The organism is Pseudooceanicola sp. DL12, from assembly GCF_056270665.1.
In genome coordinates this window covers 3,645,469-3,657,574 of sequence record NZ_CM149884.1, presented here as the reverse complement: position 1 = coordinate 3,657,574, position 12,106 = coordinate 3,645,469, and the positions used below count along the sequence as shown (strand labels likewise).

Here is a 12,106-nt window from a genome sequence, read left to right as displayed (position 1 = left end):
ATGACCGACAAGATAGTTCCGCAGCCCGGCATCATGGAAATCGCGCTCTACCAGGGCGGGGCCTCCACGGTGGAAGGTGTGAGCGATGTTGTGAAACTCTCGTCGAACGAAAATCCGTTCGGCCCCGGTGAGCCCGCGAAGGAAGCCTTTCGCCGTGCCTCGCTGGAGTTGCATCGATACCCCAACACCGATCACGCCGACCTGCGGGCCGCCATCGGCGCACAATACGGCCTGGACCCCGACCGCATCATCTGCGGCGTGGGCAGCGACGAAGTGCTGCAGATGATCTGCCAGGCCTTTGCCGGGCCGGGCGACGAGGTTGTCTTTACCGAGCACGGTTTCGGCATGTACCGGATCCTGGCCCATGCGGTGGGCGCGACCCCGGTAGAGGTGAAGGAGCGCGAGCGCGTCACCGACGTGGACGCGATCCTGGCGGGCTGTACCGACAAGACCAAGATCGTCTTCATCGCCAACCCCAACAACCCCACCGGCACGATGATCGGTGCCAACGAGGTGGGCCGTCTTGCCGACGGGCTGCCCGAGGGGGCGATCCTGGTGCTGGACGGCGCCTATGCGGAATACGTCGAAGGCTTCGACGGCGGCGCGGGCCTTGTCGATGCGCGCGACAACGTGGTGATGACGCGGACGTTTTCGAAGATCTACGGGCTGGGCGGGCTGCGCATCGGCTGGGGCTATGGCCCCCGCGCGATCATCGACGTGATGAACCGCATCCGCCAGCCCTTCAACCTGTCCAATGCCCAGCTGGCGGCCGCCGAGGCTGCGGTGAAGGACCAGTCGCACGTCGAGCGCTCGCGCAGCGAGAACGCCCGGATGCGCGCCTGGCTGGCCGAGGCGCTGGCCGAACACGGGGTGCCCTCGGATACCTCCTGCGCGAACTTCATCCTGGCGCGCTTTGCCTCGGCCGCCGAGGCAGAGGCCTGTGACGAGTTCCTGAAGAAGCGCGGGCTGATCGTGCGCCGCGTGGCGGGCTACAACCTGCCGCATTGCCTGCGGATCACCGTGGGCGACGAGGCCTCCTGCCGGCGGGTGGCCCATGCCATCGGCCAGTTCAAGGCGGGAGCGGAGGCATGATCTATCCCAAGGTGACGCTGATCGGGCTGGGCCTGATCGCGTCGTCCATCGCCTGGGCCGCGAAACGCGGCGGCCTGGCCGGCGAGATTGCCGGCTATGACCGCTCCGACGAGGTGCGCGAGACGGCGCGGCGGATCGGCCTCTGCGAGGTCTACGACGACATCGGCGCGGCGGTGCGGGATGCCGACCTGGTGATCCTGGCGGTGCCGGTGGGCGCCATGGGTCGGGTGGCGGAGCAGATCGCGCCCTTCCTGAAACGGGGCGCAGTGCTCTCGGACACCGGCTCGGTCAAGAAGGCGGTGGTGAATGCCGTGGGCCCGCATGTGCCCGAGGGCGTGCATTTCATCCCCGCGCACCCGCTGGCGGGCACCGAGCATTCCGGCCCCGAAGCGGGCTTTGCCGAGCTCTTTGACAACCGCTGGTGCCTGCTGGTGCCGGTGGAGGCCCCGGACCCGGAGGCGGTGGGCAACCTGCGCGCCTTCTGGGAGGGCATGGGCGCTCATGTCGAGGAGATGGACCCGGAGCATCATGACCTGGTGCTGGCGGTGACCAGCCACACGCCGCACCTGATCGCCTACACGATGGTGGGCGTGGCCGACGACCTGCGCCGGGTGACCGATAGCGAGGTCATCAAGTATTCCGCCGCGGGTTTCCGGGATTTCACCCGGATCGCGGCCAGCGATCCAACGATGTGGCGCGATGTTTTCCTGTCGAACAAGGAAGCGACGCTGGAGATCCTGCAGCGCTTTACCGAGGAGCTGTTTCGGCTGCAGCGCGCCATCCGGCGCGACGACGGCGAGCTGCTGTTCGATTATTTCACCCGCACCCGCGCCATCCGGCGGGGGATCATCGAGGCCGGGCAGGATACCTCTGCCCCGGACTTTGGCCGCGGAGTGAGGAAATGAAGCGGCTTCTGCTCGGGGTGATGCTGCTGCTGCCGGTCATGGCGGATGCGGCAGCTCCCGAGCAGTCGGTGCGGCCCCGGGGCCGCCCGGAGGCGCTGCTGCCCGAGCCGCTGCCGAAACAGATCACCACCGAGGACCTGGCCGCCGCCGCGGCGCTGCGCCCGCCGGAGCCCGCGACCATGGGCGTGCAGGCGGAGCTGCCACCGGCGCCGCCCGGCGTGGAGATCGCCCTGAGGCCACGGGCGCGGCCCACGGAGGTGGTGCAGACCGCCCGGGCGGTGACCACCCAGCGGGCGCGGGGCGCCGTCTGTGGCGATCCGCGGATCCAGGGCGTGCCGGTCGGCCGGGTGAGTTCCGAGGTCTCGGGTTGCGGGATCCAGGACGCGGTACGCATCAGCTCGGTGGGGGGCGTGGCGCTCTCGACCCACGCGGTGATGGACTGCGGCACGGCGCGGGCGCTGGAGGCCTGGGTGGAAGCGGGGCTGAAGCCGGCGGTGGGCCGCTATGGCGGCGGCGTGCAGTCGCTGCGGGTGGCCGCGCATTACGCCTGCCGGCCGCGCAACAACCGCAAGGGAGCCAAGATATCGGAACATGGCAAGGGCCGGGCCATCGACATCTCGGCGATCCGCATGGTGGACGGCAAGGAGATCGTGGTGCTGAAGGACTGGGGCGGCGGTAAGACGGGCCGGATCCTGCGCAAGGCCCATGACAGCGCCTGTGGCCCCTTCGGCACGGTGCTGGGCCCCGAGGCCAACGCGCTGCACCGCGATCATTTCCATTTCGACACGGCCAGATACCGTAACGGCACCTACTGCCGGTAGGTGCGGGATCCGCCCGCGGGGCCGCGGGCGGGCCTCCGGCGGGGATATTTATGGCCAGATGAAAGAGCCCCCCCGAGGGGAGAGGGGGCGCCATCTGTCACCCTTGGCCCGGGCGGCGCAGGGCCGGGGATCAGCGCAGCCGGATCAGCGCAGCCGGATGACCGGGGCGGCGCCGAGGGGCAGCGGCCCGAGGTAGGTGCGGCCGTTCTCGAACTTCAGTGTGACGTCGAGCGATTGCGAATTGCCGCCGAGACCGGCCATCACCCCCAGCGTGCGGGTGATCGTGCGCGCCAGTTTCTCGTTCAGGGCGCCGACATCCACCGCGACCTGGATCATCTCGCGCCAGTTCCTGGCCTGCAGGTTGACGTCGCCTGTGGGAAGGCCGTTCGCATCGATCGCGAGGTCGGCATTGGCCTGCAGCGAGAGCTCGCCCCATTGCGCCCGGGCCTGGGTCAGCTGGATATGGGTGGGCTGCGGCCGGGCGTCGTTGATCGCGGTCATGTCCCAGGGCTTGGTGAAATCCACCGTGGCATCCACGCGCAGCTCCTGCATCGTGTCGGGCAGGGCGGCATCCTGGGTGAAGCGGTTCATCATCACCGCGGGCGGCGCCACGTCCTTGGCCAGCAGGCCGAGACGATAGGTGGTGGCGCTGTCCTCTTCCTGTTCCATGGCCAGCGAGAGCGTGCCGATGGAGGAGGGGTAATCGCCCTGGGAGGCGAGCTGATCCGCGGTGAGCGTGGCGCTCTGCAGTTGCAGTGCGCGGCCCGGGTGGACCTTGAGCGAGGCGCGCATGTCCTCGTTCACCACCGGAATCCGGCTGAGCGGCGTGGTGACCAGGATCTCCTGCGGGAAGACCGCGATCTGATGATGCGGCTTGTAGGAGAGCGAGGCGAGGGCGAACTGCGGCAGCGAGACGGCGATGCCGCTGTCGGGATCGGCGAGCTGCAGGTCCGTCCACGTGGCATCGAAGCGGTTCGGGAAGCCCTTGATGCGGAAGTCGGTATATTCGGCCTGCCAGCCCTCGGCCTGGCGGGCGGCGAACCAGCCCTCGATGCGGCTCTTGAGCAGGTGGGTTCCGACGAACCAGTAGCCGCACCACAACAGGGCGAGCACCAGGATGCCGACGAGAAGTTTTTTCATTTCAATGCCCCTTTCAGGCCGCGTCGCAGGGTGTTTATAGAGAGAGAAACCAAAAGGACCAATGCGCGCAATGTGGGTTTTCGGCTATGGATCGCTGTTGTGGAAACCGGGCTTCACCCCGGTCGAGCAGGTGGTGGCGCGCCTGCCGGGCTATGCGCGGTCGTTCTGCATGACCTCGATCCACCACCGCGGCAGCGAGGCCGAGCCGGGCCTGGTGCTGGCGCTGGACGAGGTGCATGACGCCGCCTGCACCGGGCTGGCGCTGCGCGCGGCCGAGGACGAGGCCGACCAGGTGCTTGAATACCTGAGGGAACGCGAGCTGGTCTCCTCGGCCTATATCGAGAAACGGCTGCAGGTCGAGCTGACCGACGGGCGCAGCGTCGAGGCGGTGACCTATGTGATCGATCCGGATCACGTGCAGTATTGCGGCGGCATGCCGCTCGAGGAGCAGGCCCAGATCATCGCCCGGGCCCATGGCGGCATGGGGCCGAACCGTGACTACCTGTGGAATACCGCGCGGCATCTGGACGCACTCGGGCTGGGTGACGAGGAATTGACCTGGCTCGCGGCGCGGGTGCACGCGATCCGGGGGTAAGTCTTTCATTGTCCGCGCAAAAGCCCTAGGCTCCGCGTGACGTCACACAATACCGGGACATCTCCGAATGGAGCACCAGGACCGCGAGGCCAGGCCTCAGTTTTCCCAGCCGATCCGCCAGATCATTTCGATGCTGATCGTGCTGGCCCTGAGCGGGATCGGGGCCTTCATGGCGGCGCCGCAGGTGCTGCCGGTCTTCGAGGCGAACCCCTATCTGAACGGCTTTATCGCCTGCGTCTTCGTCTTTGGCGTGCTGGCCTGTTTCTGGCAGGTGGCGCAGCTGATCAGCTCGGTCCGCTGGATCGAGGGCTTTGCCACCGGAGAGACCACGCCGGGCGACATGAGCCGGGCGCCGCGGCTGCTGACGCCGCTGGCGGTGCTGCTGGGCGGGCGCAACCAGCGCATGCAGATCAGCAATTCCTCGGCCACCTCGATCCTGGAATCGGTGGCGACGCGGATCGACGAGGCCCGCGAGATCACCCGCTACATCACCTCGCTGCTGATCTTCCTCGGGCTGCTGGGCACCTTCTATGGCCTGGCCACGACGGTGCCGGCGCTGGTCGACACGATCCGCAGCCTGGCGCCGCAGGACGGCGAACAGGGCGTGGATGTCTTCAAGCGGCTGATGTCGGGCCTCGATTCGCAGCTGAGCGGCATGGGCGTGGCCTTTGCCTCGTCGCTGCTGGGGCTGGCGGGGTCGCTGATCGTGGGCCTGCTGGAGCTGTTCGCGGGCCACGGGCAGAACCGGTTCTACCGCGAGCTGGAGGAATGGCTGTCGACGATCACCCGGCTGAGCTTCTCTGACAGCGAGGGCGGCGTGGACCAGGGCACGCTGGTCGCGGTCTTTGACAACATGGCCGACCAGATGGCGGGCATCCAGCAGATGTTCATGCGCACCGACGAGAGCCGCGCCGAGGTGGATGCCAAGCTGTCGAGCCTGGCCGACACGATCGAGCGGCTGACCGACCGGATGGCGGCGCAGAACGCCGACAACGGCCAGATTGCCAATGCCCTGACGCGGATCGCCGACGGGCAGGAGCAGCTTGTGGCGCGGATCACCGAGGCGGGCATGGCCGACGGCCTGGATGCCGAGAGCCGGATGCGCCTGCGGTCGATGGACGTGCAGCTGCTTCGGATCCTTGAGGAAATCAGCGCCGGGCGGCACGAGGCCATGGCCGAGCTGCGCAGCGATATCGCCTCGCTCAGCCGGGTGATCTCGCAGCAGGCGCGGAGCCGGCAGATGCCGGACCGGGAGAGCTGATCCATGGCGCTGTCGCGGCGATCAGGGGCAAGATTGCAGGCCAACATCTGGCCCGGCTTCGTGGATGCCATGACCGGGCTGCTGATGGTGCTGATGTTCGTGCTGACCATCTTCATGGTGGTGCAGTACACCCTTCAGGAGACGATCACCGGGCAGGAGAGCGAGCTCGACGACCTTACGAGCGACCTTGCGGCGCTGTCGAAGGCGCTGGGGCTGGCGCGGGACCGTTCGGCGCAGCTGGAGAGCCAGGTGGGCAGCCTGACCGCGACGCTGGACGACCGGCAGGCGCGGCTGGACGCCCAGGCGGCGATGATCGCCTCGCTGACCCAGGCGCGGGATGCGGCGCAGGCGGACCTGGGCGCGGCGCGGGCGCAGATCACCGATTTCGAAGCCCAGGTGGCAAGCCTGCTGGCCGAGCGCAACGCGGCGCAGGGGCAGGTGGCGGACCTGACGGAGGAGCGGGATCAGCTCGTCGATGACAAGGAGGCGCTGAACCTGGCCGTGGCCAAGGCGCGCGACGAGATCGACGCCCAGGCCGAGGAGGCGCGGCTGGCCGCGGCCAAGCGCGAGGCACTGGAGGCGCTGGTGGCCTCGCTGAAGGCGGAGCAGGCGGATGCGGAGCAGCAGGCGGGGGCGCTGAACGCGCAGCTGGAGGATCTGCAGGCGCAGCTGAGCGAAGAGGAACAGGCGCGTCTGGCAGAGGCTGCGGCGGCCGAGGCGCTGCGCGACAAGCTGAAGGATTCCCAGGCGGAGCTGACGGCGATGACCCTGGCGCTGGAGCAGCAGCGCAAGAAGGCCGAGGACACGCTGACGATGCTGGCGGCGGCGCAGGCGGCCGAGGACGACCTGAACGACAGGCTGGCGGCGGCGCTGCTGGCGCAGCAGGAGGCCGAGGCGCAGCTTCAGGCGGCTCCGGACGCGGCCGCGCTGCGCGATCAGCTTGCCGCGGCGCAGGCCGACGAGGCCGAGGTGCGCAAGCAGCTTGAGGCGGCGCTGGCGGCGAAGCTGGCCGCCGAGCAGGAGGCCCGCGACCAGATGAGCGAGGCCGAGAAGCAGCAGGCGCTTCTCTCGGCGGCCAATGCGGCGCTGGACGATGAAGAGGCGAAATCGGCCGAGAGCCAGAGGCAGCAGGCGCTGCTGAATCAGCAGGTGGCCGCGCTGCGCACGCAGCTGGGCAGCCTGCAGGCGCTGCTGGATGACTACAAGGACCGCGAGGCGGCGAGCCAGGTGAAGATCGAGAGCCTTGGTGCGGACCTGAACGCGGCGCTGGCCCGCGCGGCCGCGATGGAGAAGCGCGAGAAGGAGCGGTTGGCCGAGGAGGCCGAGCAGTTGCGGCAGCAGAACGACGAGCTGGAGAAGTACAAGTCCGACTTCTTTGGACGGATGCGCGAGATCCTGGGCGGCCAGGACGGGGTGCGGATCGTCGGCGACCGCTTCGTCTTCTCCTCCGAGGTGCTCTTTGCGCCGGGTGAGGCGGTGCTGTCGGACGAGGGCAGGGCCCAGATCGACCAGGTTGCCGGCATCCTGCGCGAGATCAGCGGCGAGATTCCCGAGGGCATTGACTGGATCCTGCAGGTGGATGGGCACACCGACGACACGCCGCTGTCGGGCTTTGGCCAGTACAAGGACAACTGGGAGCTCAGCCAGGCGCGGGCCCTCTCGGTGGTGCGCTACATGTCGGAGAGCCTGGGCATTCCGCCCGAGCATCTCTCGGCCAATGGTTTCGGGCAGTACCAGCCGATCGCCAAGGGCGACAGCGAGGAGGCCCGGGCGCAGAACCGGCGGATCGAGCTGAAGTTCACCGAACGGTAACGCGGCGGCTGGCCGGGGCACGGCCGTATTTCCGGAAAGATGAACAGCAGGGGGCGCATGGGGGATCACCGTGCGCCCTTTGAGTATTTCATGAAAGATGAAATGGGCGGGGGCTCGCGCCCGATCTGACATGCCTGCGCCGGAGGCCTGCCTGCCGGGCGGAGGTTTCAGGAAGGCTTGGCGGCGAGGGCGACGAAAAAAAGGGCGGGGAAATCCCCGCCCTTTGGTGTTTTCGATCCGGCGTGCGGCCTATTCTGCGGTGAGCAGGGGCGGCTTGTTGCCCGAGAGGCGCAGCTTGTCGGGGCCGTTCATCTGCAGGTCCAGCTTGCCATCCTTGACGGCGACCTTGACGACGCCGCCCTTGGCCAGCTTGCCGAAGAGCAGTTCCTCGGCGAGTGGCTTCTTGATGCTTTCCTGGATCACGCGGCCAAGCGGGCGGGCGCCCATCTTGTCGTCGTAGCCCTTGTCCGCCAGCCATTCGGCCGCCGGGCGGGTGAGCTCGATCGAAACGCCGCGATCCATGAGCTGGGCCTCGAGCTGAAGCACGAACTTCTCGACCACCTGCAGGATGACCTCTTTCGGCAGCGGGCCGAAGGAGATGACCGCATCGAGACGGTTGCGGAATTCCGGCGTGAAGGTCCGTTCGATGGCGGCGGTATCCTCGCCCTCGCGACGGTCCCGGCCAAAGCCGATGGCCGATTTCGCCTGTTCGGTGGCGCCGGCGTTCGACGTCATGATCAGGATCACGTTGCGGAAGTTCACGGTGCGGCCGTTGTGGTCGGTCAGCTTGCCGTGGTCCATCACCTGCAGCAGGATGTTGTAGACATCCGGGTGCGCCTTTTCGATCTCGTCGAGCAGCAGCACGCAGTGCGGGTGCTGATCCACGCCATCGGTGAGCAGGCCGCCCTGATCAAAGCCGACATAGCCCGGAGGCGCGCCGATCAGGCGGGAGACCGCGTGTTTCTCCATGTATTCCGACATGTCGAAGCGCAGGAGCTCGACGCCGAGGGTATCGGCAAGCTGCTTGGCCACTTCCGTCTTGCCGACACCGGTGGGGCCGGCAAAGAGGTAGTTGCCGATGGGCTTCTCGGGTTCGCGCAGGCCGGCACGGGCCAGCTTGATTGCCGAGGAGAGCGCGTCGATCGCGGCATCCTGGCCGAAGACCACGCGTTTCAGCGAGCCCTCGAGATCCTTCAGCACCTCGGCGTCGTCCTTGGTGACGCTCTTCGGAGGGATGCGCGCGATCTTGGCGATCACGGCCTCGATGTCCTTGGTGCCGATGGTCTTGCGACGCTTGGATTCCGACACCAGGTGCTGCGCGGCGCCGGCCTCGTCGATGACGTCGATGGCCTTGTCGGGCAGCTTGCGGTCATTGATGTAGCGGGCGGAGAGCTCCACCGCGGTACGGATCGCGTCGTTGGTGTACTTGATCGAGTGGTGTTCTTCGAAATAGGGCTTGAGGCCCTTGAGGATCTTGACCGTGTCTTCGACCGAAGGCTCGTTCACGTCGATCTTCTGGAAGCGCCGCGACAGCGCGCGGTCCTTCTCGAAGTGCTGGCGGAACTCCTTGTAGGTGGTGGAGCCCATGCAACGCAGCTTGCCGCCGGCGAGCGCCGGTTTCAGCAGGTTGGAGGCATCCATCGCGCCGCCGGAGGTGGCGCCGGCGCCGATCACGGTGTGGATCTCGTCGATGAAGAGGACGGCATCGGGATGCGCCTCGAGCTCGGAGACCACCGATTTCAGGCGTTCCTCGAAGTCGCCGCGATAGCGGGTACCCGCGAGCAGCGCGCCCATGTCGAGCGAGAAGATCGTGGTGCTGGAGAGCACGTCCGGCGTTTCACCGGCCACGATCTTGCGGGCGAGCCCCTCGGCGATCGCGGTCTTGCCGACACCGGGATCACCCACCAGAAGCGGGTTGTTCTTGCGCCGGCGGCACAGCACCTGGATGCAACGCTCGACCTCGGAGGCGCGGCCGATCAGCGGATCGACATCGCCCTCCCGGGCCTTCGCGTTCAGGTCGACACAATATTTGCCCAGGGCGGACTCCTTACCATCGGCCTCGGCTGAGGAGGCGGAGCTGTTGCTGGTGCCGCTCTGACGATCCTCGTCGGAGGCACCGGTGACAGGACGGCTCTCGCCATAGGCGGGATCCTTGGCAACGCCATGGGCGATGAAATTCACCGCGTCATAGCGCGTCATGTCCTGTTCCTGAAGGAAATAGGCGGCGTTCGATTCGCGCTCTGCGAAGATGGCGACGAGGACATTGGCCCCGGTCACCTCGGTTCGGCCCGAGCTTTGGACGTGGATGGCGGCCCGCTGGATGACGCGCTGAAATGCGGCGGTCGGAACCGCTTCGGACCCGTCGACATCGGTGACGAGGTTGGAAAGCTCCTCGTCCACGAATTCGACAAGAGTTTGTCGCAATTCCTCGGTATCCACCGAGCAGGCTTTCATCACGCGTGCGGCGTCGGGCTCGTCGATCAGGGCCAGAAGCAGATGTTCAAGCGTCGCGAACTCGTGGTGGCGGGCGTTGGCCTGCGCCAGAGCTGCGTGGATAGCCTGTTCCAGGGTGGTCGAGAATGAAGGCACTGTGGTGCTCCTTTTCGATCTGTGTCGGAGCGGGGATCTTGGGCCCCGGGTCCAACCATGGCCTCATAGTCTTAAAGTTTGGTCGATCTCGGCCATGCTTCAAGGTTTTTCTGCGGCAGCGCGATCACAAAACACTGCATTGACGGGGTTCGCGTTACAAATCGGCGTTTCAGAAGGCGTCCTTTCTGCGCCTTACCTCGGCAAATACCTCTTGCGGGTCAGCGTCGGAAAGGCCCACGGATTCGGCGACCGAAGGCAGATGGCACCGAAGAAAGGGGTTGGTTTCCAGCTCTTCCGAAAGACGGGAGGGAACGGTTGCGCGGCCGGCATCGCGTGCGGCTTTCACCGCTGCTGTACGCGATATAAGCATGGGATTTTCCGGTTCAATCGTCAGGGCGAATTTCCCGTTGGCGGTCGTGTACTCGTGCCCGGAGGCGATCACGGTCTCGGGTGGCAGCGCGGCGAGCTTGCACAGGCTGGCGTACATCTGCGGGAAGGTGCCCTCGAAGACCCGGCCGCAGCCGAGCGCCATCAGGCTGTCCGCGGTGAAGGCGATGCCGCTGACGGGGAAGTGGAAGGCCAGGTGGCCGATGGTGTGCCCGGAAACGTCGAGGACGGTGCCGGTCTCGTCTCCGAGGGTGAGCGTGTCGCCCTCCTCGAGCGCGACATCGAGCGGCGGCAGGCGATGGGCGTCGGCCTTGCCGCCGGAAACGCGGGCGGGGTGGGTCGCCAGCACCTCGGCCAGGCCCTGCACGTGGTCGGCATGGTGGTGGGTCAGCCAGACCTGCGAGAGGGTCCAGCCGCGCGCCGAGAGCGCCGCGAGGATCGGCGCGGCCTCGGGAACGTCGACAAGCGCGGTTTCGCCGCTCGCTGGATCATGCAGCAAATAGGCATAGTTATCGCTGAGACAGGGAACGGTCACGAGCTCAAGGGCCATGGTCAAATTGTCCTTCCTTGATATTGTGTCGATTGAAACCCATCCCGGAGCGGCTTGCAATGCATCTGGACGTGCAGGATCTGCGCAACTTCTATTACAGGTCCACCCTGGGCCGCGCTGCGCAGAGCGTCGTACGTGGCCGCATGCTTGAACTCTGGCCCGAGGCGAAGGGCCAGACGGTGGTGGGCTACGGCTTTGCCGTGCCGCTGTTGCGGCCCTACCTGACCGATGCGCGCCGGGTGATCGGGCTGATGCCGGCGCCGCAAGGGGTGATGCCCTGGCCCGCCGGAATGCCGAACGTCGCGGTCCTGTGCGAAGAGGTGCTCTGGCCGGTGGATACGGGCAAGGTGGACAAGCTGGTGGTGATGCATGGCCTGGAAACCACGGATCATCCGACCGAATTGTTGCGCGAATGCTTTCGGGTTCTTGGCCCGGGGGGCAAGGCGCTGTTCATCGTGCCGCACCGCGCGGGCCTGTGGTCGCGCACCGACCGCACCCCCTTCGGCTATGGCAGGCCCTACAGCCAGGGGCAGCTCGAAGGGCTGCTGAAGGCGCACAGCTTCCTGCCCGAACGGCATCTGCCGACGCTCTACCAGCCGCCCTCGCAGCGGCGCTTCTGGCGCAAGACGGCGGGATTCTGGGAACGGCTCGGCGGTGCCATGTCGATGGTCGTCTCGGGCGGGGTGCTGATGGTGGAGGCCAGCAAACGGGTGCAGGCTCCGACCGGCCCCGGAGAGAAGGTGCGCAGCAGCGGGCTGAGGGTGCTGGGAGGGCTGCGCGCGCCGACGCCGGAAACCGCCACCTGGCAGCGCCATCCGCGGCGCCCCGAGGGCGGGCCGCTGCGCTGATCTCTGGAGTGCGCCGGGAACCGGCCGGAGCCCGGTTCAGAGCCCGGTCTGGAGCCCGGTCCGGAGCCCGTGGGAGGCCGCCCGAAAAAGGCATTTAGTCTGTTTT

The 12,106-nt window shown here is 67.2% G+C and carries 10 protein-coding genes; 7 read left to right on the top strand and 3 right to left on the bottom strand.

All coding sequences use genetic code 11. The annotated features are described in order from the left end of the window. Genes hisC through AC0WR5_RS17050 form a run of 3 tightly spaced genes read left to right on the top strand, consistent with a single transcriptional unit; the run spans nucleotide 1 to nucleotide 2,818 of the window. Nucleotides 1-1,092 carry a histidinol-phosphate transaminase gene (hisC, locus tag AC0WR5_RS17060; protein ID WP_475864930.1) on the top strand — a complete coding sequence of 364 codons (1,092 nt, stop codon included), beginning with the start codon at nucleotides 1-3 and terminating at the stop codon, nucleotides 1,090-1,092. Further along, the gene (locus AC0WR5_RS17055; protein ID WP_475864928.1) at nucleotides 1,089-1,997 is read left to right on the top strand and encodes a prephenate/arogenate dehydrogenase family protein; all 909 of its coding nucleotides are present in this window, start codon (nucleotides 1,089-1,091) and stop codon (nucleotides 1,995-1,997) included. The genes hisC and AC0WR5_RS17055 overlap by 4 nt, the downstream gene beginning before the upstream one ends. Further along, nucleotides 1,994-2,818: an extensin-like domain-containing protein gene (locus tag AC0WR5_RS17050; protein WP_475864926.1), complete on the top strand. Its 825-nt coding sequence runs from the start codon at nucleotides 1,994-1,996 to the stop codon at nucleotides 2,816-2,818. The genes AC0WR5_RS17055 and AC0WR5_RS17050 overlap by 4 nt, the downstream gene beginning before the upstream one ends. 144 nt (nucleotides 2,819-2,962) lie before the next feature. On the opposite strand, the gene AC0WR5_RS17045 is transcribed toward AC0WR5_RS17050, so the two are convergent. After that, complete coding sequence (locus AC0WR5_RS17045) at nucleotides 2,963-3,958, bottom strand: DUF2125 domain-containing protein (protein ID WP_475864924.1); 996 nt, start codon at nucleotides 3,956-3,958, stop codon at nucleotides 2,963-2,965. A 70-nt stretch (nucleotides 3,959-4,028) separates the two neighbouring features. Between AC0WR5_RS17045 and AC0WR5_RS17040 the strand changes: the two genes are divergently transcribed. From AC0WR5_RS17040 to AC0WR5_RS17030, 3 genes are all read left to right on the top strand, one after another. Beyond that, nucleotides 4,029-4,553, top strand: coding sequence for a gamma-glutamylcyclotransferase (locus tag AC0WR5_RS17040; protein ID WP_475869052.1), 525 nt, complete (start codon nucleotides 4,029-4,031; stop codon nucleotides 4,551-4,553). Nucleotides 4,554-4,620: 67 nt separating this feature from the next. Continuing rightward, complete coding sequence (locus AC0WR5_RS17035) at nucleotides 4,621-5,814, top strand: biopolymer transporter ExbB (RefSeq protein ID WP_475864922.1); 1,194 nt, start codon at nucleotides 4,621-4,623, stop codon at nucleotides 5,812-5,814. Between the two features lie 3 nt (nucleotides 5,815-5,817). Next, complete coding sequence (locus AC0WR5_RS17030) at nucleotides 5,818-7,626, top strand: peptidoglycan -binding protein (protein ID WP_475864920.1); 1,809 nt, start codon at nucleotides 5,818-5,820, stop codon at nucleotides 7,624-7,626. Nucleotides 7,627-7,875: 249 nt separating this feature from the next. Here the strand turns inward: AC0WR5_RS17030 and clpA are convergent, their stop codons facing one another. Together clpA and gloB are read right to left on the bottom strand one after the other, a co-directional pair. After that, entirely contained in the window at nucleotides 7,876-10,215 is a 2,340-nt protein-coding gene (gene clpA / locus AC0WR5_RS17025) for an ATP-dependent Clp protease ATP-binding subunit ClpA (protein ID WP_475864919.1), read from the bottom strand. Nucleotides 10,216-10,384: 169 nt separating this feature from the next. Beyond that, entirely contained in the window at nucleotides 10,385-11,152 is a 768-nt protein-coding gene (gene gloB, locus AC0WR5_RS17020; protein WP_475864918.1) for a hydroxyacylglutathione hydrolase, read from the bottom strand. Nucleotides 11,153-11,211: 59 nt separating this feature from the next. Between gloB and AC0WR5_RS17015 the strand changes: the two genes are divergently transcribed. Then, complete coding sequence (locus AC0WR5_RS17015; RefSeq protein ID WP_475864917.1) at nucleotides 11,212-12,000, top strand: class I SAM-dependent methyltransferase; 789 nt, start codon at nucleotides 11,212-11,214, stop codon at nucleotides 11,998-12,000. The last annotated feature ends 106 nt before the right edge of the window (nucleotides 12,001-12,106 follow it).